This window comes from Pacificimonas sp. ICDLI1SI03 (assembly GCF_054740865.1).
Genome location: NZ_JBSQAU010000002.1, coordinates 528,085 through 549,452, shown reverse-complemented (window position 1 = coordinate 549,452; position 21,368 = coordinate 528,085). Strand labels below are relative to the sequence as shown.

The 21,368-nt window shown below is 62.6% G+C and carries 23 protein-coding genes; 12 read left to right on the top strand and 11 right to left on the bottom strand.

Translation table 11 applies throughout. The features are described 5' to 3' along the window. Positions 1-107: 107 nt before the first annotated feature. The 4 genes from ACSMXM_RS14565 to ACSMXM_RS14550 all read right to left on the bottom strand — a co-directional run bounded on the left by ACSMXM_RS14565 (position 108) and on the right by ACSMXM_RS14550 (position 5,710). A complete protein-coding gene (locus tag ACSMXM_RS14565) occupies positions 108-1,067 on the bottom strand; it encodes a PRC-barrel domain-containing protein (RefSeq protein ID WP_460317116.1) in 960 nt (319 codons plus the stop codon). A gap of 126 nt (positions 1,068-1,193) precedes the next feature. Beyond that, the gene (locus ACSMXM_RS14560; RefSeq protein ID WP_460317114.1) at positions 1,194-2,735 is read right to left on the bottom strand and encodes a diguanylate cyclase domain-containing protein; all 1,542 of its coding nucleotides are present in this window, start codon (positions 2,733-2,735) and stop codon (positions 1,194-1,196) included. Between the two features lie 235 nt (positions 2,736-2,970). After that, positions 2,971-4,155 (bottom strand): acetyl-CoA C-acyltransferase, encoded by a 1,185-nt coding sequence (locus ACSMXM_RS14555; protein ID WP_460317113.1) that lies wholly within the window; start codon positions 4,153-4,155, stop codon positions 2,971-2,973. A 25-nt stretch (positions 4,156-4,180) separates the two neighbouring features. Beyond that, positions 4,181-5,710 carry an ABC transporter substrate-binding protein gene (locus tag ACSMXM_RS14550; protein WP_460317111.1) on the bottom strand — a complete coding sequence of 510 codons (1,530 nt, stop codon included), beginning with the start codon at positions 5,708-5,710 and terminating at the stop codon, positions 4,181-4,183. 72 nt (positions 5,711-5,782) lie between these two features. Between ACSMXM_RS14550 and ACSMXM_RS14545 the strand changes: the two genes are divergently transcribed. Genes ACSMXM_RS14545 through ACSMXM_RS14520 form a run of 6 tightly spaced genes read left to right on the top strand, consistent with a single transcriptional unit; the run spans position 5,783 to position 10,586 of the window. Beyond that, positions 5,783-6,754, top strand: coding sequence for a cysteine synthase A (locus ACSMXM_RS14545; RefSeq protein WP_460317110.1), 972 nt, complete (start codon positions 5,783-5,785; stop codon positions 6,752-6,754). A 16-nt stretch (positions 6,755-6,770) separates the two neighbouring features. Further along, on the top strand, positions 6,771-7,511 hold the full coding sequence (gene ftsE, locus ACSMXM_RS14540) for a cell division ATP-binding protein FtsE (RefSeq protein ID WP_460317109.1): 741 nt from the start codon (positions 6,771-6,773) through the stop codon (positions 7,509-7,511). Further along, the gene (locus tag ACSMXM_RS14535; protein WP_460317108.1) at positions 7,508-8,401 is read left to right on the top strand and encodes a cell division protein FtsX; all 894 of its coding nucleotides are present in this window, start codon (positions 7,508-7,510) and stop codon (positions 8,399-8,401) included. The genes ftsE and ACSMXM_RS14535 overlap by 4 nt, the downstream gene beginning before the upstream one ends. Further along, positions 8,402-8,965 (top strand): YdcF family protein, encoded by a 564-nt coding sequence (locus ACSMXM_RS14530; RefSeq protein ID WP_460317107.1) that lies wholly within the window; start codon positions 8,402-8,404, stop codon positions 8,963-8,965. Further along, complete coding sequence (locus tag ACSMXM_RS14525; RefSeq protein WP_460317106.1) at positions 8,962-9,642, top strand: lysophospholipid acyltransferase family protein; 681 nt, start codon at positions 8,962-8,964, stop codon at positions 9,640-9,642. The genes ACSMXM_RS14530 and ACSMXM_RS14525 overlap by 4 nt, the downstream gene beginning before the upstream one ends. Beyond that, positions 9,639-10,586, top strand: coding sequence for a hypothetical protein (locus ACSMXM_RS14520; RefSeq protein ID WP_460317105.1), 948 nt, complete (start codon positions 9,639-9,641; stop codon positions 10,584-10,586). The genes ACSMXM_RS14525 and ACSMXM_RS14520 overlap by 4 nt, the downstream gene beginning before the upstream one ends. On the opposite strand, the gene ACSMXM_RS14515 is transcribed toward ACSMXM_RS14520, so the two are convergent. After that, complete coding sequence (locus ACSMXM_RS14515) at positions 10,507-11,442, bottom strand: prephenate/arogenate dehydrogenase family protein (RefSeq protein WP_460317103.1); 936 nt, start codon at positions 11,440-11,442, stop codon at positions 10,507-10,509. The two genes, ACSMXM_RS14520 and ACSMXM_RS14515, sit on opposite strands and share 80 nt — an antisense overlap. After that, entirely contained in the window at positions 11,442-12,548 is a 1,107-nt protein-coding gene (hisC, locus tag ACSMXM_RS14510; RefSeq protein WP_460317101.1) for a histidinol-phosphate transaminase, read from the bottom strand. Before hisC ends, ACSMXM_RS14515 begins: the two co-directional genes overlap by 1 nt. 102 nt (positions 12,549-12,650) lie before the next feature. Between hisC and ACSMXM_RS14505 the strand changes: the two genes are divergently transcribed. Genes ACSMXM_RS14505 through ACSMXM_RS14495 form a run of 3 tightly spaced genes read left to right on the top strand, consistent with a single transcriptional unit; the run spans position 12,651 to position 13,617 of the window. Further along, positions 12,651-12,941, top strand: coding sequence for a hypothetical protein (locus ACSMXM_RS14505; RefSeq protein ID WP_460317100.1), 291 nt, complete (start codon positions 12,651-12,653; stop codon positions 12,939-12,941). A gap of 39 nt (positions 12,942-12,980) precedes the next feature. After that, complete coding sequence (locus tag ACSMXM_RS14500; RefSeq protein ID WP_460317098.1) at positions 12,981-13,139, top strand: YqaE/Pmp3 family membrane protein; 159 nt, start codon at positions 12,981-12,983, stop codon at positions 13,137-13,139. A gap of 34 nt (positions 13,140-13,173) precedes the next feature. After that, positions 13,174-13,617, top strand: coding sequence for a nucleoside deaminase (locus ACSMXM_RS14495; RefSeq protein WP_460317097.1), 444 nt, complete (start codon positions 13,174-13,176; stop codon positions 13,615-13,617). A gap of 88 nt (positions 13,618-13,705) precedes the next feature. Here the strand turns inward: ACSMXM_RS14495 and ACSMXM_RS14490 are convergent, their stop codons facing one another. Both ACSMXM_RS14490 and thiS read right to left on the bottom strand, forming a co-directional pair. After that, positions 13,706-13,897, bottom strand: a complete 192-nt coding sequence (locus tag ACSMXM_RS14490; protein WP_460317095.1) for a CsbD family protein — start codon at positions 13,895-13,897, stop codon at positions 13,706-13,708. A 113-nt stretch (positions 13,898-14,010) separates the two neighbouring features. Then, entirely contained in the window at positions 14,011-15,006 is a 996-nt protein-coding gene (gene thiS, locus ACSMXM_RS14485) for a sulfur carrier protein ThiS (RefSeq protein ID WP_460317094.1), read from the bottom strand. Positions 15,007-15,075: 69 nt separating this feature from the next. Between thiS and aroQ the strand changes: the two genes are divergently transcribed. From aroQ to accC, 3 genes are read left to right on the top strand one after another with little or no spacing between them, the layout of a single operon-like run. Further along, on the top strand, positions 15,076-15,516 hold the full coding sequence (gene aroQ / locus ACSMXM_RS14480; protein ID WP_460317093.1) for a type II 3-dehydroquinate dehydratase: 441 nt from the start codon (positions 15,076-15,078) through the stop codon (positions 15,514-15,516). Positions 15,517-15,557: 41 nt separating this feature from the next. Then, positions 15,558-16,028 (top strand): acetyl-CoA carboxylase biotin carboxyl carrier protein, encoded by a 471-nt coding sequence (accB, locus tag ACSMXM_RS14475; protein ID WP_460317092.1) that lies wholly within the window; start codon positions 15,558-15,560, stop codon positions 16,026-16,028. Beyond that, positions 16,025-17,371 (top strand): acetyl-CoA carboxylase biotin carboxylase subunit, encoded by a 1,347-nt coding sequence (gene accC, locus ACSMXM_RS14470; RefSeq protein ID WP_460317616.1) that lies wholly within the window; start codon positions 16,025-16,027, stop codon positions 17,369-17,371. The genes accB and accC overlap by 4 nt, the downstream gene beginning before the upstream one ends. 110 nt (positions 17,372-17,481) lie before the next feature. On the opposite strand, the gene lpdA is transcribed toward accC, so the two are convergent. From lpdA to ACSMXM_RS14455, 3 genes are all read right to left on the bottom strand, one after another. Further along, positions 17,482-18,870: a dihydrolipoyl dehydrogenase gene (gene lpdA / locus ACSMXM_RS14465; RefSeq protein ID WP_460317091.1), complete on the bottom strand. Its 1,389-nt coding sequence runs from the start codon at positions 18,868-18,870 to the stop codon at positions 17,482-17,484. Between the two features lie 79 nt (positions 18,871-18,949). Next, positions 18,950-20,350, bottom strand: coding sequence for a dihydrolipoamide acetyltransferase family protein (locus tag ACSMXM_RS14460; protein WP_460317090.1), 1,401 nt, complete (start codon positions 20,348-20,350; stop codon positions 18,950-18,952). Next, a complete protein-coding gene (locus ACSMXM_RS14455) occupies positions 20,350-21,366 on the bottom strand; it encodes an alpha-ketoacid dehydrogenase subunit beta (protein WP_460317089.1) in 1,017 nt (338 codons plus the stop codon). Before ACSMXM_RS14455 ends, ACSMXM_RS14460 begins: the two co-directional genes overlap by 1 nt. Positions 21,367-21,368 lie beyond the last annotated feature (2 nt).

Here is a 21,368-nt window from a genome sequence, read left to right as displayed (position 1 = left end):
TCACGTGAACACGGCGCCTGCCGTGCCCACGGCAAAACACCCTGTTCTGCGGATCCGCAAAACAGGGTGCTGCGTCATGCAATCTTCAGAAGATCGCATCGGCCCGTTTATGGCCGATAATAGACCAGAACTTCTTCCCGATATTCGATGCTGTCGAACTCCGGTGCATCGTCCTCTTCGAACCGCGGTGCATTTTCCAACTGATCCTTCGTCACGGCGAGTCGATAGGCATCCTCCTCCGTGTCATAATCGAGGATAGGCCAGGGCAGCGGGAAATAGCTGGCGCCAAAGCCCATCACTCCGCCGAACTGCAGGACGGCATAGGCGACGCGGCCGGTATATTTATCCACCATGAAGTTCTTGACGGTACCGATCTTCTGGCCCGACTGGTCAACGACAGCCGTTCCTTCAACCTTGTCGGAGGAAATCAGGCGGACATCCTCATCGGTCTGCAGGCGCAGTTCGAAATCGTCGCCATGCGATCCACGACGTTTCCAGAACGGATCCTCGCCGCTCTCATCCTTGCGCCTTTTATATTTCGCGCCAGCCGCAACGCCCCCCGCCAACGCAGCGAGGCCCAGCGCGGCACCGGCGCCAATGCCGATCTTGTTCCAGTCCCAGCTACCGCCCGGGATACGCTTCAGCTTGGCATGGGTATATTTTTCGCCCAGCGTCTTCCCTTCGCCCGCGTCGACCAGCGGCCGGGCCTGGGCGATCAGCGCTTCGTGACGAGCGCAAAGCTTGTCGAGCTGCTGCAGCACGACCTCGAATTCCTTCGTCCATTCCGAGTTATCCTTGTTCGTGCGATCCAGCGCATTCAGGTCGCGGCGCATGGATTTGTGATGCTGCTCGATCTCGTGGACGACGGCGCTGGTATCGGCCTGCTTTTCAAGCGGCGGGAACACCACGTCCTCGACGGCGGCCAGATGGCGACGCAGCAGCGTATCGAACAGATCGAATTGATTGTCACGGCTGGCGGGGCCAGAGCCCCCCATGCTGCTGAGCACGTCCTTTCCCAGCGCCTTAATGTCTGCATGATCGTTTTCGATCTGTGTCCAGATATCCATAATCGTTGCTCCTGATGCGTTTATTTCTCTCCTCTTGAACGAGGCGCAGGGCAGCGAGGTTCCGCGCCGGAGCGCGCGCGCCAGAGATAGGCGTTTCAAGCTTCGCAAAAGCGCAATCAGGCTGCATCAGGCATGTGCGAACGCCTGATCCGGGGCATCGTTACCTTCCAGGCGGCCCTTACCCCCCTTTTTTGCACGATAGAGCGCCGAATCAGCCGCAGCCAGCAGATCGGCGGCACGTCGCCCATTCCATGGTGCCACAGCCGCACCGATGCTGGCCCCGGCGCGAAGGGACAGACCATCGAGCAGAACCGGGGTCTCCAGTTCGTCCAGGAAACGGACCGCAATGGTGTTCAGCATGTCCCCCACATTCGACCCTATCAGGATAAGGGCGAATTCATCACCGCCCAGTCTCGCCGGAAGCGCGGTATGAATTGCCTGAAGGTCTTTCAAACCTGCAAGTCCCGACGTCATGGCCAGATTCAGCCGACGTGATATTTCCTCAAGAAAGACGTCACCGACGGGATGGCCATGTGTGTCGTTGATCGACTTGAAATCGTCGAGGTCGATCAGAAGAAGTCCGGTTTCGCGAAACGACGTCTTGCCGTCCTGCATCTGGAATGCCGCTGCTAGGCAATTGTCGAAGGCGCGGCGGTTGGGCAGCTTCGTCAGCGGATCATGATGCGCGACATGGGTCAGCTGCGCGATCGTCAGCGACATTCCCGTCAGCCCCCGCGCCAATTGCGCGACCTCGTCATTTCCCTTTACATCCAATGCAATCGCCTCTCCCTCCCGGGCGCGATTCACCATGTGCCCCAGCGTCGAAATGGGCCGAACGATGCGCTTCGCCAATATCCAGGACGCCGCCAGAACCACCAGAAAGATCAGACTGCTCAGACCTGCGATCTTCCAGGCAATTGTCTGATAATGTTTGCTGGCTTCTGAAATGGGAAATCTCAGGCGCATGACGTAATCGTCGCCCTCGATCAAGCTGGGCAGCGGGATCAGGTTTTCGACATATCCACCGCGCACGGGCGCCGTTGGGCTCTGCGCCACCGCAGATTCTCGCTGAGCCGAAGATCCAAGGACCGATTTCATCAGACGGCCCTGCAGAAACTTTACCGGCGAAGCGCGCGATCCACTGCCATCATTTCCGTCCAGTCGATTGCCGAACAGCACCCAGCCGATCGTCAACGGCGCGCGCACCGGCTCCGCCGACACCCAATATGTCGCGTCGCCAATGTTGAGTGTGCCGGTGCGGCGTCCGGATTCCAGCGTACCGCTAAGGCGGGAACCCAGGTCGTCAATCTCGTCCGACGTGCCATGCACTTCCCCGTCCTGCGTTATGAACAGCGCGAGGGGCCGCTGATTTCTTGCGGAAAGATTGCGGAGGGCGGATTCAATCGTCGGACCATGAAAACTCGCCGCCGCCCTTATGAACCCAAAGTCCCGCGCAAGAAGAGCGGCCTCCTTGTGCATGGAGGCCGAAGATGCCTGCCATTCCCGCACCAGATTGTCCGTAGCGGACCGAACATCCGCAAGGGCATGATTTGCCGCGTGGGTATGAATAACCGCGCGCGACGAAAAAAACAGAATTATCAAAGATATGCCGAACAAGGACGCAAACATAAGCGTCAGCTTCAACGACATGTCGTTTAGAAGTTTCATTCCGCTCCGCCCTTTTTACAAAGCGGCCCCATTCGATCGCCAAATGGTAAGGCGGAACGTGTTAATTTCTATTAAAACTCACATTAATCTGGGTCAGTTACGGACGCAGAATCTGCCATTCCGGTAGAAAGCAGAAATGACAGTGACATTAACAATATAAATGCACCGAACGCACGATGCACTTACTTGCCTATCCCAAAGCTCTCACCAGAATGACGACTTTCCATCAAGTCCGTCAGTTGAGCAATTCAACCGCCATGGCAGTCGCCTCGCCGCCGCCAATACACAGGCTGGCGATGCCGGTCTTGCCCCCTCTTGCCTTCAATGCGTGCACAAGCGTCACGAGAAGTCTTGCACCACTGGCACCTATCGGGTGTCCGAGAGCGCAGGCACCGCCATTTACGTTCACCCGGTCCTCGTCCAGCTGCAGATCACGAATTGCCGCCATCGCGACGACGGCGAAGGCTTCATTGATCTCCCACAGATCGACGTCGCCGGCCTTCCAGTTCAGCTTTTCCAACAGCTTTTGACATGCCGGTATGGGTGCCGTCGAAAACCAGGCCGGTGCCTGTGCGTGGGTGGCATGACCCAGAATCCGTGCCAGCGGGGTCACGCCGCGCTTCTCCGCCTCCGATTCCCGCATCAGGATCAGCGCGGCGGCGCCGTCCGAGATGGAGGATGCATTCGCGGCGGTGATCGTGCCGTCCTTTCGGAAGGCAGCCTTCAAAAGCGGGATGCGGTCTGCGCGGGCGGCGCCCGGCTGCTCGTCGGTCTCGACGACCGTTTCGCCCTTCCGATCGCTGACGGTGACGGGCGTCACCTCGTCGGCAAAGTCACCGGATTTGATGGCCTGCAGCGCCCGCTCCAGCGAACGGATGGCATAGGCGTCCTGCGCCTCTCTCGTGAACTGGTATTTCTCCGCGCAGTCCTCGGCGAAGCTGCCCATCAGCCTGCCCGGTTCATAGGCGTCTTCCAGCCCGTCGAGGAATATATGATCCTTGACCTCGCCATGACCCATGCGCAGCCCACCCCGCGCCTTCGGCAGCAGATAGGGCGCGTTGGTCATCGACTCCATGCCGCCCGCGACCATGATGTCGGCGCTGCCCGCCGCGATCATGTCGTGCGCATCCATCGCCGCCTTCATGCCGGACCCGCACATCTTGTTGACGGTGACCGCGCCGACGCTTTCCGGCAGGCCCGCGCCCAGAAGCGCTTGGCGCGCGGGCGCCTGCCCCTGTCCCGCGCCGAGGACGCAGCCCATCGTACCCTGATCCACATCCTCGCCCGACAGGCCCGCCTGCGTCATGGCCGCGCCGATGGCGGCACTGCCGAGCTGGCTGGCGCTCGCCCCCGACAGGGCGCCCTGAAACCCTCCCATCGGGGTGCGCTGTGCGGCGACGATTACGATCGGGTCTGTCATGGGGAAACCTTTCCTGAAGCGAGCATTACTGCGTGTTTTGGAATTCCAGATAGTGAGCCGGGTGCGCTCCCACCAGATTGTCCTCCCAGCCGGCAATACCGGGACGGACGAGCGACCAGCGTATGGGTGAAAACAGCGGGATGATCGGGGCATCCTCTGCAATCAGGCGCGCGGCCCTGCGGATCAGGTTAATGCGGGCCGCGCCGTCGACCTGCTGTGCGGCCTCCGCCAGCAGGCTGTCGGCGTCTGGATTGCAATAACCGCCCAGCCGTTCGGCACAGGTGAAGGGTTCCAGAAAGAATTCCGGAATAGCGGCGGGCGCGATGCGTTCGGTCAGGGCAAGATCATAGTCGCCGCTTTCGATCGCGCGTCGATGCTGCTCCGGCGAACGCTTATAGGCGCGAAGTGAGATGCCCAGCGAACGCCAGTCATCGGCCAGCCATGCCAGAACCTCCTCATGCGCGTCACCCTGCGGTATGGCGACGTCCAGCGTCAGGGGACGATCGGGACCATATCCGGCCTCCTGCACCAGACGCCGCGCCTCCCCCATCCGGACCTCTGGCGACCAGACTGCCCAGTCGGGCACGGCGCCGGCATAGGCCTCCGGCAGGGTGGGGGCGAGCGGACCGAAGGCAGGCTGCATTCCGTCCAGCGCAAAATAATCCCGCACCAGGATCTGGCGACCGGCCACCATGGCCAGCGCCCGCCGAATGCGGACATCGGTCAGGGGGCCGCCGGACGTACGGGCCAGATAGCCATAAAGGCCCAGCGTCTGTTCAAGACGCAATGCGGGAACAAGAGCATCCGTGCGAGAGCGGCGCAGACCCTGAATGCTGCCCCCGGTGACGATATCCGTGCGCCCCTCTTCGAACGCGCGGATGGCCTCCCCGACGGGCAACACGTCCAGCGAAATCGGCTTGCGCGGCTCCTCCTCATCGTCGAACCAATAGGGGTTCGCCACCAGAAAACCATCATTCCGTCCCTGCGCATAGGGGCCGGAGGGCGGCGGCGTTTCTTCCTTTCGCACGATCGCCATGGAGGGATGCGCCAGCAGCGACAGCAGCAGGGGGTCCGGTCGATCCAGCGTAATGACGACGACGCCCGGACGCGGGTCGTCAACGCCCAGCATTCGGGGCGGCTTGCGGTTGCTGGCGACCGCATCCGCCTCTTGGATGGCCATCAAATAGGGCTTCATGGGCTGGTGAGAGGCTGGCGCCAGATTACGTCGCATGACCGCAACCACGTCGCCCGCCGTGATTTCCCGCCCGTCGGGCCAGGATGCTTGCTCTAGCCTGAAAATATAGGTCCGGCCCTGATCGAGGACGCGCCAGCTGGACGCGAGCGCTGGCACGATGCGCCCGTCGGCCGCATGCGCCGTCAGCCCGGTATGCAGTGCCTCGGTACGATAAAGGTCCGCACCGAACATGCCCGGCGCCTCCGTACCCTCCGCGCTGAGCATCGTGATGCGAATCGGCGCATCGCCATCGCTGTCCGGCGTCGACATATCGCACGCGCTCAACAACAGCAGCAAAAGGAGGGCGACACGCATGTTCATCAGATAGGGGAGGGCATGCACATGCCACAAGCGACTTTGCGTGGGATTCCACCTGCTGCTAGAGCCGCAAGCATGACCCTGGTGCGCAACACACTCGATCTGATCGGCAATACTCGCCTCGTCCGTCTGGCCGGCCCGTCGGCCCGAACCGGATGCGAAATCTGGGGCAAGTGCGAATATGAAAATCCGGGCGGCAGCGTGAAGGACCGCGCGGCGCTGTTCATGATCGAGGCCGCGGAACGCAACGGGCGCCTGCAACCCGGCGGCACGATCGTCGAGGGGACGGCAGGCAATACCGGCATCGGCATCGCCACGGTGGCGAATGCGAAGGGGTACAAGACCATCATCGTCATGCCCGACAATCAGTCGCCCGAGAAAATGGCGACTCTGAGGGCGCTTGGCGCCGAGCTGGTGCTGGTGCCGCCGACGAAATACGCAGACCCTGAACATTTTCAGCACCGGTCCCGCCGCATGGGCGAGGAGACCCCGGGCGCCATCTGGGCGGGGCAGTTCGACAATGTCGCCAATCGGCAGGCACATATCGAAACGACGGCGCAAGAGATCTGGACCGCCCTCAATGGACGCATTGACGGCTTCACCTGCGCGGCGGGGACCGGGGGCACCATTGCGGGCGTCGGCATGGGCCTGAAAGAACGCTCCCAAGACGTGACCATTGCCCTGACGGACCCCCATGGCGCCGCGCTCTACAGCTATTACACCGAGGGGGAGCTCAAGTCTGAGGGTTCTTCCGTTGCGGAAGGCATCGGACAGGGACGCATCACCGCGAATCTGGAAGGGGCGCCCATCGACCTGGCATTCCGTGTCTCCGATCAGGAGGGGCTGGACGTCATCCGGCAGATAAATGCCGAAGAAGGCCTTTGCCTCGGCCTGTCGTCCGGCATCAATATCGCCGGTGCGGAACGTCTGGCAACCGAACTTGGCAAGGGATCCACCGTGGTGACGATGCTGTGCGACAGCGGCTTCCGGTATCTGTCCACCATCTGGAACCCGGAATGGCTCAAAGAAAAGGGGCTGACCGCGTGAGGATGCCGACCCCCTGATGCGGCCGCTGGCGCGCTTCGAAAATGTGGGTCTGCGCTATGGCACGGATGCCGAAGTGCTGCGCGACATCAGCTTTCGGCTGGACGCCGGGACATTCATGTTCCTGGTCGGGGCGTCGGGTGCGGGCAAAACGTCGCTGTTGAAGCTGCTGTATCTGAACCGCCGCCCGACACGGGGGCGTGTCACCCTCTTCGGAGAGGATATCGGCAGCATAGAGCGCAAGAAACTGCCCGCACTTCGCCGCCGCATCGGTGTCGTATTTCAGGATTTCCGTCTCGTCGACCATCTCAGCTGCTTCGACAATGTCGCCCTGCCGCTGCGGATCGAGGGCGTCGTCGAAAGCGAGGTGCAGGCACATGTCGGCGAACTGCTGGAGTGGGTCGGCCTGACGAAACGTGCCCATGCCCGCCCGCATACCCTGTCCGGCGGTGAGCAGCAGAGGCTGGCCATCGCGCGCGCAGTCATTGCGCGGCCAGATTTGCTGCTGGCCGACGAACCGACCGGCAATGTCGACCCCCAAATGGCGCAGCGCCTGCTACACCTGTTCCAGGAATTGAACAGGCTGGGAACGACGGTGGTGGTGGCCACCCATGCCGTACATTTGTTGCCGCAGGTGCCAACGGCCATGGTGCTGCGGCTGGACCGGGGTGAAATGCGCGACCCCACCGGCTCGCTGCGTCACCCCCCGGGCAGCCAGAGGCAAGCGGCCATCCATGAAGCCGAAAGGGCGGCCGAATGATCCCCGACTGGATTCGGCCCCGGGCCGAACGCTTTCGCTTCCTGCCGGCGGAACAGGCCGCACGCGGGTCGCTGCCGTGGATCGTCGCCCTGATGGTTGCCCTGGCGGTGCTGGGAATGGCGGCGGGCATTTCGCTCGTCTCGGGCGTCGGCGTGATGAAAGATGGGCTGGCACAGCGCTTCACCGTGCAGATCGTGGAGCCCAACCCAGACATACGGGCCGATAAAGTGGCCGCGACCGTCGCCGCGCTGGAAGGCAGAGACGGCATCTCCCGGATTCGCGTTCTGGAAACCGCGGAGCTGCGCAAGCTGCTGGAGCCATGGCTGGGTAGCGGCAATGTCGGAGAGGATCTGCCGCTGCCGGCGATGATCGATGCAGAGGCGGAATCGCCTGCCCTGCTGAACCAAGTCGCCGCCAGCCTGGAACGGGATGTGGACGGCGCGCGCGTCGATGATCATGCCGGCTGGCTGGCACCGGTCGCGCGCCTGGCGTGGGTATTGGCCATTGTCGCCCTGGCCGCAGCACTGCTGCTGACGGCGGCAATGGCGGCGATCATTGTCCTGGGTGTGCGCGCGGGCTTGACGCGACATGCCGAGACAGTGGATGTCCTGCATCTGATCGGCGCGGAGGATCGCGTGATTACCCAATTATTCCAGTATCGGTTCGGCATGGTGGCGGCACTTGGCGCCGTAACGGGGTTCCTGGTGGCCTTGCTGCTGATTTTCGCAATAGGCAGGTTGATCACCGCGCTGGGCAGCGGTCTGGTGGCGGCGGCGGGTCTGCCATGGTGGGGCTGGGTGATGGTCGTGATGGTGCCGGTCGTGGCGGTCATGCTGTCCACGATCACCGCCCGCATCACGGTCGAACGCAGTCTGGCGGATGTGCTTTAGATGCGCGTGCTCCTGAAACTTGCGCTGGCCGTTCTGTTGCTGTGGATCGCGGGCTTCGTCGCCTTCATGCTGACGCTGCCGGATCCCGCGCCGCTGGACGAGAAGACCGACGGCATCGTCGTCCTAACGGGTGGTCCCGGGCGGCTGGCAAGGGGTGTCGAGGTTCTGCGAGAGGGCAGTGCGGAGCGCCTGCTGGTTTCCGGTGTCGACCCGGTCGTGCGGCCCGTCGACCTGGCCACCGAGCTGGAAGTCGACCAGCGCCTGTTTGAATGCTGCATCGACCTGGGCAAGCGCGCCGCCGACACGGCCGGCAATGGCGCGGAGATCGCCGCCTGGGCCCGCACTCGTGGCTACAGTTCGCTGCGGGTGGTCACGGCCGCGGACCATATGCCGCGTGCGCTGATCGAACTGGAACGGCGGCTGGAGGATCGCGTCCGCATCCTGCCCGACGCAGTCCCCGTCGCGGGTGGCATCAAATCGCTGCTGCGCGAATATACCAAATTTTCCGCGCGGCGCATCGCCGAGGCGGTGGCCACCGTTGAGCAGGGAGACAGCAGCACATGATCCTGCTTCGCAATGTGATTTTCACGCTGTTCTTCTATCTGGGCAGCATCGTCATGGTGGTGACGGCGGCCATACGTGCGCTGTTTTCCCGCAGGCAGGCGCAGAAGGGGGCCTCGGCCTGGTCCGCCTATGTCATCTGGCTGGCGCGCATCATTCTGGGCATCCGGTTCGAGATCGAAGGCACCATTCCGGCAGGAACCGTCATCGTGGCGGCAAAGCACGAATCGAACCTGGAAACGATGGCCCTCCCCTCCCTGTTTCCGTGGCCCGCCGTCGTGATGAAGGCGGAACTGGAGAAGATCCCCGTCTGGGGCTGGATCGCCCGTCGTCACGGATCGCTGTTCGTCGACCGGCAGGCGGGCGCCGCCGCCATGCGCGTGATGCTGCGCGCAGCGGAAAGGGCGCGTGAGGAGGAACGCCAGATCGTCATTTTCCCGGAGGGAACGCGGACTCCGCCCGGAGAAGCGCCGCCGCTACGCGCAGGGATTGCCGGATTATACCGCCTGCTCAAGCTACCCGTCATTCCCGTCGCCCTGGAAAGCGCGCATGTGTGGCCGAAATCGGGTGCGAAGCGCCCCGGCGTGGTACGTGTGCGCTTCCTGGACCCCATCCCGCCGGGCCTGGGCCGCGAGGCGTTCGAGGAGCGGCTGCACGCCGCGATCAACGAGACACCATGAGAAACGCACGTCCCTTTCTGCTGGCACTGGCGCCGCTCCTGATCGGGCTGGCCGCCTATTATATATATTGGCGGGGACAGGCCGAGATGTTGGCAACGTCGATCGAACGGATCACCGGCAACACACCTGGCATTACCGGATTTCCCTATCGCCTGAGCGCCGATCTGAATGCCATTCAGCTAAGTCGCGGCGGCGACGGCGCACGGGTCAATCTTTCGGCTGCGCACAGCCAGATCGACAGCGGCCCCCTGCGTGGCGCGCTCTATGTCGGATATCTGACCCAGATCCGCATAAATGCAGAGGCGGCAGGCATCGGCCAGTTACGCCTGACCGCGCCCGACGCCCGCGCCAGCCTGCGGGCGAACGAGTTCATCGACCGCCTGTCGGTGCAGTTCGAGGAGGCCGAAATAGACTCCTCCCTGCTGGACCGGCCGATCCAGGCCGCGCCCATGGAATTCCATTTTCGCGAGACGCCGAACCCCACACCGGCGGACACTGCCACCGGGCCGGGACAGGCGGAGGCGCGGATTGCCGGCACATTCAGCTTGGCCGACCGGCGGCTGGCGCTCGCCCTTCCCATCAGGATTACTGCGGATGCCCCGCTAAGTTCGCTGGCCGGCTGGACGAACGGCGGCACCATGGAGATTGATGGCGGCACGCTCAGTTCTGCGTCGGGAGACGCGGTGGCTGGGTTCGACGTGACGCTGGTTCCGCTGCCGGGGGGCGAATTGCAGCTGGCGGGAACGCTTAGCACCGATTGCCCCGCCACCGTCGCGGCGGTGATCCAGGGTTCCGCCCTGCCAGCCCAGGAATTTCGTCAGCGCCGACCTGCGGAATTCGCCCTTGGCGGCTCGCCCACACAGATCAGTCTTCAGCGTCTGCCCGGCCCTTCGGGGGGGAGCGTCCGAAGTCAGGAGCCGCCGTGTCCTGACCTGCGTCGATAACGCGGCGGCGCGTTTCCCGCGTCGTTTCGAAATGCCTGAACAGCGTATCGCCATCGTCCCAGCGAATGGCGCGTTGTAATGCCGTCAAATCCTCGGTGAAGCGCTGCAGCACGTCCAGCACGGCATCCTTATTGGCCAGAAACACATCGCGCCACATCGTCGGATTGCTGGCGGCAATGCGGGTGAAATCGCGAAAGCCGCCAGCGGAATATTTGATAACTTCCGAATTGGTGACCTCTTCGACATCAGACGCCGTACCCACGATGGTATAGGCGATCAGGTGCGGCAAATGACTGGTCACCGCCAGCACGATATCGTGATGCGCAGCGTCCATGATTTCGACATCGCTGCCCAGCCGCCGCCAGAATTCCGACAGGCGCTCGACCGCAACGGGATCGGCCGCGTCGGCGGGGGTCAGAATGCACCAGCGGCTCTGAAACAGCTCGGCGAACCCCGCATCCGGCCCGGAATTCTCCGTTCCCGCAACAGGGTGCGCCGGGACGATGCGCCCTGGATGCGGAATATTGTCGTTCAGCCATCCCGCCACGCGATTCTTGACGCTGCCGACATCGCTGACGACGGCCTCATCCGGCAGATCGGCGGCAATCTCCTTCGCCACCGCCTCCGTCGCCTGCACGGGAACGGCCAGGATCACCAGATCGGCGTCGCAGACGGCGGCGCCTGCACTGTCCGTGATGTCGTCGAACAGATTGAGCGCGTCGGCGCGCGCACGCACATCTGCATCGGCGTCATAGCCGGTCAGGCGAACATCGCGCATCTCTCTCCTGACCGCGCGCGCCAGGGAGGAGCCGATCAACCCAAAGCCTATGATCGTTACGCGGGAAAAGGGCAGCATCAGGCCTGACCGACAAAGTCCTGCAACGCCTGGATAACGATGCCGATCTCCTCCTCCGTACCCACCGAAATCCGCAGAGCATGGGCAAGATCCTGGCTGGGCAGCCAGCGCGTCAATATGCCTTGGCCGGTGAAAAACTCGTTGGCGCGCTCTGCGGTCAGCGCCCCTTCTGGTGGGAATTCGACCAGTACGAAGTTCGCCGCAGACGGGATCGGCCGCAGGCCGTGATTGCCCAGCGCCTGGACCGCATCGGTAAGGCGCGCGCGCTGCTCCGCATTGTCACGGCGGCAACGGTCAACGAATTCCTGGTCGGACAGCGCCGCGATGGCGGCCGCCTGCGCCTGGCTGTTGACGTTGAAGGGGCCACGGATGCGGTTCAGCGCAGCAATTACCTCCACCGGACCATAGGCCCATCCGACGCGAGCGGCGGCAAGGCCGTAGATCTTGGAAAAGGTGCGCGTGGTGACGACATTCTCATATTTGCGCGCCATCGCGATGCCATCTTCATAGGCAGCATCGTCAATATATTCGGCATAGGCGGAATCGAGCACCAGCAGAACATCGTCGGGCAGACCGGCATGCAGCCGCTCCACCTCCTCGCGGTCGATCATCGTTCCGGTCGGATTGTTCGGATTGGCCAGATATACCAGCCGCGTTCTGGGCGTGACCGAGGCCAGCAGGGCATCGACGTCCGCAGTATAATCGCGATCCGGTGCCGCCACCGGCGTCGCGCCCGCGCGCTGGGCAGCGATGGGATAGACCATGAAGCCGCGGTGCACATACAGCACCTCGTCGCCCGGCCCGGCATAGGCCTGCGCCAGCAATTGCAGCAGTTCGTCCGACCCCGTTCCGCATACGACACGGTCAGCCTCCAGTCCGTGCAGCGCGGCGATGGCGTCACGCAGCTCATGGCTCGCCGCATCCGGATAACGGTTGCTGCCGTCCGCCGCCGCCCGCATCGCCGCCAGCGCCGCGGGCGACGTGCCAAGCGGGTTCTCGTTCGACGACAGTTTGACGGTGCGGCCCGCGCCCCCTCCCGATCGCCCGGGTACATAGGCGTGGATCGCCTCGATCCAGGGTTTCATGCGGGGTGCAGTCATGTTCATCATCCTTGCCGGAAGGGGAAAGCGCCCCGCATAGGTAGGATGCAACCAAGGTGCAATCGGCGCGTTGGGAGCCGACCTAACAACAAAAAGGGGTGTAAGATTATGGCAGAGTATGAGCGCAAGAGCAGCGGCGGCCGTACCGTCATCATCATCGTCATAGTTTTGATCGTGCTTGCAGTGATCGCATATGCACTTGGTTTGTTCAACGTGAACACCAGCGGCGATGTCGAGATGCCGGATGTGGACGTTGAAGCCAGCGCGACGGGCGGCAATCTGCCTGACGTCGATGTGGACACCGCCGATATCGCAGTCGAAGAGGGCGATGTCGACATGAACGTCGATCTGCCCTCTGTTGAAGTCGATCGCGCCGAGGACGACGATTCGGTTCAATAATTAAAACCTGTCCAACGGACGGGTACGAGGAACGACACGATGAGCATTCTGATTTTAATCCTGACGATCCTCGTACCGCCGCTTGGCGTTTTCTTAAAACATGGCCTGGATAAGGATTTCTGGATCAACCTGATCCTCACCCTCATCCTCTGGCTGCCAGGCGCGGTACACGGTGTTTACGTCAATTATCTCAGATAAGTGACGTAGCCGCGTGACACCGGCAAATGACTATATGACGGCCGCCCTGGCTGAAGCCCGGGCGGCCGCTTTGCGTTCCGAAGTGCCGATCGGTGCCGTTCTGGTGCATGGCGGAGACATCATAGCGAAGGACGGCAATCGCACACGCGAGTTGAACGATCCAACAGCACATGCCGAAATGTTGGTGCTACGCGCCGCAGCCGCTGCCCTTGGGCAGGAACGGCTGACAGGCGCCGATCTATATGTGACGCTGGAACCCTGTCCGATGTGTGCCGGCGCGATTTCCCACGCTCGCATCCGGCGGCTCTATTTCGGGGCCGAGGATCCGAAGGGCGGGGGCGTCATGCACGGCGCACGAGTATTTGCACATCCGACCTGTCACCATCGCCCCGAACTATATCCGGGCATCGGCGAGCGTTTGTCAGCCGCGATGTTGAAGGAATTTTTCGTCGCCCGGCGGGTGCAGCCTTCCCGGTAACTCTTGCTCAAAGTTTCTCGACGAGCATCATAGAAAAAGCCCCGAACCTATCAGGGTTCGAGGCCTTTTCCGTCAGTCTGCTAGGGAATCAGACGTCGTCAACGACGCCCTTTACCTTGCCTTTAGCCTTACCGACCGTCTGCTGGGCTTCGCCCTTGCGTTCCTGCTGATAGCCTTCCTGCTCCATCTGCCGGTTGTCGGTCGCCTTGCCGATGTCCTGCTTGACGTTGCCGACTGCTTCGTTCGCCAGGCCCTTTGCCTTGTCGCTAAATTCGCCCATCGAAACTCTCCTTTAAATTACAATGTCCTACCGCTCATCCTACCAATGGTTAAAAAGCCAGAAGGTTCCATTGCAACGACGGCGAAAGGCGTCGTAGTTTGCAGGAAAGTGGTTCAGATAAGTCCGGCCAGGGGCGAGGACGGGTCTGCGTAGCGGCGTTTCGCCATGCGCCCCGCGAGGTAGGACATGCGCCCGCCCTCGATGGCGCGCTTCATCGCGCCTGCCATCAGGACGGGATCCTTCGCCTCTGCGATTGCCGTGTTCATCAGCACACCGTCACAGCCCAGTTCCATCGCCGCCGCCGCGTCCGACGCACAGCCGACGCCGGCATCAACCAACACGGGAACGGAGGCATTCTCGATGATCATGCGAATGGTAACAGGGTTCTGTATCCCCAGGCCCGACCCGATGGGTGCGCCCAGCGGCATGATCGCGGCCGCGCCGGCATCCTCCAGCTTCTTCGCGGCGATGGGATCGTCGGCGCAATAGACCATGACGTCAAAGCCGTCCTTCACCAATTCCTTGGTGGCGGAAAGCGTCGCCTCCATGTCGGGATAAAGCGATTTCGCCTCTCCCAGCACCTCCAGCTTCACGAGTTTCCAGCCGCCCGCCTCTCGCGCCAGACCTAGCGTCCGCAGTGCGTCGGCGGCGGTAAAGCAGCCCGCCGTATTCGGCAGATAGGTGATCTTCTTCGGGTCGATATAGTCGGTCAGCTTTGGCGCGCCCGGATCGGAAACATTGACGCGCCGCACGGCGACCGTGACGATCTCCGCACCCGCAGCCTCGACCGCGCGGGCGTTCGTTTCAAAATCCTTATATTTGCCTGTGCCGACGATCAGGCGCGACTTGAAATGCCGCCCCGCAACCGTCCATCCCTCATCCTGACCAGCATTGTCCTGGCCACCCCCAACAAAGTGCACCACCTCTATCTCGTCGCCGGATTCGAGGCCGGTCTGCTCATAGGCGGATTTCGGTACGATCTCCATATTGCGCTCGACCGCCACAGATGCCGGATCCTGCCCCAGCACATTCAGAAGGTCGACGACCGTTGCCGGTTTGCGGATGCGGCGATGTTCGCCATTCACCGTGATCGAAAGCGTCTTGTCCATGGGATTCCCTATTGCTGTCCCCGACGATATAGGCAGGCGGAGACAGCGAACCAACCGGATAGGACGGCAATGGCCGACATGCCCCTGATCATGGTCCTGAACGGGCCGAATCTGAACCTGCTCGGCACGCGGGAACCCGACGTTTATGGGTCGGAAACGCTGGATGACATTGCCAGCCGCCTGGAGGATGAGGCCCGGTCGCTGCAGGTCCGCGTGGACATGCGGCAATCGAACCATGAGGGGCATTTGATCGACTGGCTGCACGAATGTCCGTCATCCGGCGTCCAGGCGGTCATCCTGAATCCCGGCGGGCTGACGCACACGTCCATCGCACTGCGGGATGCGGTTGCCGGCATCCCGACGCCCGTGATCGAGGTTCACCTGTCGAACACACATGCACGAGAGTCCTTTCGCCGCCGGTCCTACATCAGTCCGGTGGCGCGGGGGGTCATTGCGGGCCTTGGCGCACATGGTTACAGCTTGGCGCTTCAGGCTGCGGCGCAGCTTTAAAGGGACGGAGTATAATGGCGCAAAGCCCGAGATCCGGCGGTATGAACGTCGATACGAAGCTGGTGAAAGAACTGGCAAAACTACTGGGCGACACTGGCCTGAGTGAAATCGAGGTCGAAGATGGCGACCGCAAGATTCGCGTGGCGCGGCAGATGATGGCGGCCCAGCAGAGCTTTGCGGCAGCCCCCATGCCTGCCCCGGCGGCGGCATCTGCACCGGCATCCGCCAGCACGGGCACTGCCGCTGCGGACGATGCAGCCGCAGATCTGAAAAGCCATGTCGGCGCCGTGAAGTCGCCGATGGTGGGCACCGCCTATCTGTCGCCCGAGCCGGGTGCGGCAAACTTCGTCAAGGAAGGCGACAGGGTCGAGGCGGGCGACACGCTGCTGATCGTGGAGGCGATGAAGGTCATGAACCCCATCGTGGCCCCCCGTGCAGGCACGGTAACGAAGATCTGCGCTACCAATGAAGCACCGGTCGAATTCGACGAAGTGCTGGCAATCGTAGAATAATGTTCGAAAAGCTGCTCATCGCCAATCGGGGCGAGATCGCGCTGAGGATTCATCGCGCATGCCATGAAATGGGCATCAAGACGGTGGCGGTACATTCCACCGCTGACGCGGATGCCATGCATGTCCGGCTGGCGGACGAAAGCGTCTGCATCGGACCACCGTCCGCGACGCATTCCTATTTGAACATCGCCAATATCATCTCCGCGGCAGAGGTGTCGGGCGCCGACGCCATCCACCCGGGATATGGCTTCCTGTCCGAGAATGCGAAATTCGCGGAAATCGTCGAGGCGCACGACATCGCCTTTGTCGGTCCGACACCCGAACATATCCGCATCATGGGCGACAAGGTGGAGGCAAAGCGCACGGCCGGCGCGGTCGGCCTGCCGCTGGTGCCGGGTTCCGAGGGCGCGATCACCGACCTGGAAGAGGCGGAAACCGTCGCATTCGAAATCGGCTATCCGGTCCTCGTCAAGGCCGCGTCGGGCGGCGGCGGACGCGGCATGAAGGTCGTCGAACGGCCTGAGGATCTGTCAAAATCCCTTAAGGCTGCTGGGCAGGAGGCGAAGGCCGCCTTTGGCGACGACACCGTCTATATCGAAAAATATCTCGGCAATCCGCGCCATATCGAATTTCAGGTATTCGGCGACGGCAAGGGCAATGCCATCCATCTGGGCGAACGCGATTGTTCGCTGCAGCGACGCCATCAGAAGGTTCTGGAGGAGGCGCCCTCCCCCGCGCTGAACGCCGACCAGCGCGCGGACATGGGCGAAACCTGCCGCCAGGCGATTGCCGATCTGGGCTATCGCGGCGCCGGAACCATCGAATTCCTGTACGAGGATGGCCGCTTCTACTTCATCGAGATGAACACCCGTTTGCAGGTGGAACATCCGGTGACGGAGGCAATCACCGGCATCGATCTGGTCCGGGAACAGATCCGCGTTGCAGCGGGCCTCCCCCTCTCGGTCACACAGTCAGAGGTGAAGTTCTCCGGCCACGCCATCGAATGCCGGATCAACGCGGAGGATCCGCGCACCTTCGCGCCCTCCCCCGGCCTCGTCACGCAATATCATGCTCCGGGCGGGTTGCATGTCCGCGCCGACAGCGCGCTGTACGACGGGTACACGATCCCGCCGCATTACGATTCGCTGATTTCAAAGCTGATCGTCTATGGCGCGAACCGCAACGATTGCCTGATGCGCCTGCGCCGCGCCTTGGAAGAATATGTCATTGAGGGGCCGAAAACGACGATCCCCCTGCACCGCGCGCTGATCGAGCAGCCGGATTTCATCAATGGCGACTATTCGATCAAATGGCTGGAGGAATGGCTGGCAGCCCAGGACTGATGGGCAAGAATTGATGGCGCAGGATTGATGGCGCAACGTTGCGGCGAGCCCGGCCCGGGTTCGCCGCAGCTAATTGAACGGACCCTTTCCCCAAAAACGCGCCGCCGCAATCAAATATGCAGCGCGTGCCCCAGCGTTCTCAGCGCTGCCTCCTGCAGCGCCTCGCCCTGTGTCGGGTGTGCATGGATCGTGCCGGCAATATCCTCGACGCGCGCGCCCATTTCCAGCGCCAGACCGAACGCGGCGGATAATTCGGCGCAGCCCTTCCCCACGGCCTGCAGACCCAGAACCAGATGATTGTCCGCCCGTGCCACCACCCGCACGAACCCGTCATCCGCCTCCATCGTCAGCGAACGGCCATTGGCGGCAAAGGGAAAAATCGCTGTTTTGACGTCATAGCCCTCTGCCTCCGCCTCGGCAGGTGACAAGCCCGCACTGACGATCTCAGGGTCGGTGAAACAGATGGCGGGGATTGCACGCTTGTCCCAGATACGCTTTTCGCCCGCGACGATTTCCGCCACCATTTCACCCTGTGCCATGGCGCGGTGCGCCAGCATCGGCTCGCCGGTCACGTCGCCAATGGCATAAATGCCCTTCATCGAGGTCTCGCACTTGTCGTCGATGCGAATGTGCCGGCCATCCATGTCCAGCACCAGCGCTTCGCGGCCCCAGCCCTCCGTCACCGGGCGGCGACCGACCGTTACCAGGACCTTCTCTGCAGCGATCGTCTCCGCCGTGCCATCGGCGGTTTCTATGTCGAGACCGTCTTTCGCCTGTCCCTTCGCTTTTGCCCCCAGGCGCAATTCGATGCCCAGCGCCTCGGCGCGCTTCATGACCGGCTTGGTCATGTCCTTGTCGTAAAGCGGCAGGACTCGGTCCTCCATTTCCACGATGGTCACCTTCGACCCCAGCTTGGCATAGGCCATGCCCAGTTCCATGCCGATATAACCGGCACCGACGACAGCCATGGTGGCGGGCACGCTCTCCAGCGACAGCGCCTCCGTCGAGGAGATCACGTTCCCGCCGAATGGCAGGAAGGGCAGTTCGACTGGCGCGGAGCCCGTCGCGATGCAGACTTTTTCCGCCACGATGGTCACCGGGCCGTCTTCGCTATCGACATGAACGGTTCGGCCGTCCTGGAACGTCGCCCAGCCTTTTACCGTGCGTACCTTTGCCTTCTTCAGCAGGGCAGCGACGCCGCCGGTCAGCTTGCCGACAATACCATCCTTCCACGCGATCGTCTGCGCCAGATCGATTGCGGGCGCCGTGACGCTGATGCCCAGCGGGTTGTCGCCTGAAAAATGCGCGGCCGCCTCGAATTCCTCCGCGGCGTGGATCAGCGCCTTGGAGGGAATGCAGCCGACGTTCAGGCAGGTGCCGCCGACGGGGGCCGCCTCCACGATAATCGTATCCAGTCCCAGCTGTCCGGCGCGTATGGCGGCGATATACCCGCCGGGACCGGCACCGATGACGAGGAATTTACAGGTAAGATTGGTCATGACGTGATGTCCCGAACTTGAAAATCGTCATTGCGGCGCGCGGGCATTTATAACCGCGCAGGAGGCGTTGGGGCAGGTGTCAGTCCTCGATGAAGATCATCGCGGGCGATTCCAACAGGCCCTTGATACGCTGGATAAAGACCGCCGCATCCCAGCCATCGATCACCCTGTGGTCGAAACTGGATGACAGGTTCATCATCTTGCGCGGCACGAACTGCGTATCCTGCCAGACCGGCATCACCCGCATCTTGTTGACGCCGACAATTGCGACCTCCGGATAGTTGATTACCGGCGTCGTCACCAGGCCGCCCATGGCGCCCAGCGACGTAATGGTGATCGTCGCACCTGTCAGCTCGTCGCGCGTGGCACTGCCGTCCTTTGCCGCCTCCGCCAGCCGCGTCAGCTCCGACGCGCAGTCCCACACGGACAATGCCTCGACATGGCGCACGACCGGGACCACCAGCCCCTTATCCGTCTGTGCCGCGACGCCCATGTGCATGCCGCCATGCTGGTGGATGACACCGGCATCGTCATCATAGCGCGCGTTCATTTGCGGCTGCTCCGCGATGGCGCGCGCCATTGCCCGCATCAGGAACGGCAGCAAGGTCAGCTTTGGTTGATCGTCGCGCTTTTCGCGATTCAGTTTCGCGCGCAATTCTTCCAGCGCGGTCACATCCACCTCGTCGACATAGGTGATGTGCGGAATGCGCGTTTTGGCGATCTGCATCTTTTCCGCGATCTTGCGGCGCAGGCCCACCACCTTGATCTCGTCGATCGCCATGTTCGGCATACGGGAGGAGCCGCCGCGCACGACCGCTTCGCCGCCCGATTCGATAAAGGCATCCAGATCGTCATGACTGATCTGGCCCGCCTCGCCGCTTCCCGGCACGCGGCGCAGATCGATGCCAGCATCCAGCGCGCGCTTCCGCACCGCAGGAGAGGCCAGGGGCTTTTCGCCCACCGGGCGCGGCACGGCGCGCTGCGGCGTAGAGGTCGCAGACGGTTTCGCCGCCGACCGTGCTGTCTGCGGGGCGGCAGGCGTTTTTGCGGCAGATGCCTTTGAGGCGGACGGCTTGGCGGCGGGCGCTGTTGCTGGTGCCGCGCCTTCATGCTCGCGCGCATCCTCTTCGGGCGATTCAGGCGCTGACGGCGTCGCATCACTTTTCTCGCGCTCGTCCGCATCGGCGGGCGCGGCCTCGATCACTTCCGATGTTTCGCCGGGGGTTACATTGCCCTCGCCTTCGATCTCCATGCGGATGATCGGCGATCCGACGGCGACCACTTCGCCGATCTCCGGGCCCAGCCACAGGATCTTGCCGTCGCGCGGCGCCGGGATCTCGACCGTCGCCTTGTCGGTCATGACGGCGGCCAGAACCTGATCCTCGCGCACCTCGTCACCAACGGCGACTTCCCATTCGACCAGTTCCGCCTCGGCGACGCCTTCGCCAATATCGGGCATCTTGATGACATGTTCGCCCATCAGCTGGCCTCCATCACTTGGGTCAGGGCCGCGCCGACGCGTTTTGGCCCAGGAAAATAATCCCATTCCTGTGCATGGGGATAGGGCGTGTCATAGCCCGTCACGCGAACGATCGCCGCCTCAAGCGAATAGAAGCAGTGATGCGCCACCAGCGCCGCCAGTTCTGCGCCAAAGCCGCAGGTACGCGTCGCTTCGTGCACGATAACGCACCGTTCCGTTTTCGCGACGGATTCCGTTATGGTGTCGAGGTCGAGCGGCACGATGGAGCGCAGATCGATTACCTCGCCATCAACGCCGGTTTCCTCAACGGCCGCCAGGGCAACGTGTACCATCGTGCCATAGGCCAGGATGGTCACATCGGCGCCGGGCCGCCGGATCGCGGCCTTGCCCAGCGGCACGGTATAATGCCCCTCCGGCACCTCACCCAGTTCATGCTTCGACCAGGGCGTGACGGCGGCATCGTGATGGCCGTCGAACGGACCGTTATACAGCCGCTTCGGCTCCAGGAAGATGACGGGGTCATTATCCTCGATGCTGGCGATCAGCAGCCCCTTTGCATCATAGGGGTTGGACGGAATGACAGTTTTCAGGCCCGATACGTGCGCAAACAGCGCCTCGGGCGACTGCGAATGGGTCTGGCCGCCAAAAATGCCGCCACCCGTCGGCATACGTACCGTCAGCGGGGCGATAAAATCGCCATTGGAACGATAGCGCAGGCGCGCCGCCTCCGACACCAGCTGGTCATAGGCGGGGTACATGTAATCGGCGAACTGGATTTCGACGCAGGGGCGCAGGCCATAGGCGGCCATACCGATCGCCGTGCCGACGATGCCGCTTTCGTTGATCGGCGTGTCGAAACAGCGCTGCATGCCATATTTTTGCTGCAGCCCCTTAGTGCAGCGAAAAACGCCGCCGAAATAGCCGACGTCCTGTCCGAACACGACGACCTTCTCGTCGCGTGACATGGATACGTCGTGGGCGTCGCGAATCGCCTCGATCATGGTCATTCTTGCCATGG

Coding starts and splice junctions, on each gene's coding strand:
- ACSMXM_RS14565 (WP_460317116.1), bottom strand. CDS start 1,067: ATGGATATCTGGACACAGATCGAAAACGATCATGCAGACATTAAGGCG.
- ACSMXM_RS14560 (WP_460317114.1), bottom strand. CDS start 2,735: ATGAAACTTCTAAACGACATGTCGTTGAAGCTGACGCTTATGTTTGCG.
- ACSMXM_RS14555 (WP_460317113.1), bottom strand. CDS start 4,155: ATGACAGACCCGATCGTAATCGTCGCCGCACAGCGCACCCCGATGGGA.
- ACSMXM_RS14550 (WP_460317111.1), bottom strand. CDS start 5,710: ATGAACATGCGTGTCGCCCTCCTTTTGCTGCTGTTGTTGAGCGCGTGC.
- ACSMXM_RS14545 (WP_460317110.1), top strand. CDS start 5,783: ATGACCCTGGTGCGCAACACACTCGATCTGATCGGCAATACTCGCCTC.
- ftsE (WP_460317109.1), top strand. CDS start 6,771: ATGCGGCCGCTGGCGCGCTTCGAAAATGTGGGTCTGCGCTATGGCACG.
- ACSMXM_RS14535 (WP_460317108.1), top strand. CDS start 7,508: ATGATCCCCGACTGGATTCGGCCCCGGGCCGAACGCTTTCGCTTCCTG.
- ACSMXM_RS14530 (WP_460317107.1), top strand. CDS start 8,402: ATGCGCGTGCTCCTGAAACTTGCGCTGGCCGTTCTGTTGCTGTGGATC.
- ACSMXM_RS14525 (WP_460317106.1), top strand. CDS start 8,962: ATGATCCTGCTTCGCAATGTGATTTTCACGCTGTTCTTCTATCTGGGC.
- ACSMXM_RS14520 (WP_460317105.1), top strand. CDS start 9,639: ATGAGAAACGCACGTCCCTTTCTGCTGGCACTGGCGCCGCTCCTGATC.
- ACSMXM_RS14515 (WP_460317103.1), bottom strand. CDS start 11,442: ATGCTGCCCTTTTCCCGCGTAACGATCATAGGCTTTGGGTTGATCGGC.
- hisC (WP_460317101.1), bottom strand. CDS start 12,548: ATGAACATGACTGCACCCCGCATGAAACCCTGGATCGAGGCGATCCAC.
- ACSMXM_RS14505 (WP_460317100.1), top strand. CDS start 12,651: ATGGCAGAGTATGAGCGCAAGAGCAGCGGCGGCCGTACCGTCATCATC.
- ACSMXM_RS14500 (WP_460317098.1), top strand. CDS start 12,981: ATGAGCATTCTGATTTTAATCCTGACGATCCTCGTACCGCCGCTTGGC.
- ACSMXM_RS14495 (WP_460317097.1), top strand. CDS start 13,174: ATGACGGCCGCCCTGGCTGAAGCCCGGGCGGCCGCTTTGCGTTCCGAA.
- ACSMXM_RS14490 (WP_460317095.1), bottom strand. CDS start 13,897: ATGGGCGAATTTAGCGACAAGGCAAAGGGCCTGGCGAACGAAGCAGTC.
- thiS (WP_460317094.1), bottom strand. CDS start 15,006: ATGGACAAGACGCTTTCGATCACGGTGAATGGCGAACATCGCCGCATC.
- aroQ (WP_460317093.1), top strand. CDS start 15,076: ATGGCCGACATGCCCCTGATCATGGTCCTGAACGGGCCGAATCTGAAC.
- accB (WP_460317092.1), top strand. CDS start 15,558: ATGAACGTCGATACGAAGCTGGTGAAAGAACTGGCAAAACTACTGGGC.
- lpdA (WP_460317091.1), bottom strand. CDS start 18,870: ATGACCAATCTTACCTGTAAATTCCTCGTCATCGGTGCCGGTCCCGGC.
- ACSMXM_RS14460 (WP_460317090.1), bottom strand. CDS start 20,350: ATGGGCGAACATGTCATCAAGATGCCCGATATTGGCGAAGGCGTCGCC.
- ACSMXM_RS14455 (WP_460317089.1), bottom strand. CDS start 21,366: ATGGCAAGAATGACCATGATCGAGGCGATTCGCGACGCCCACGACGTA.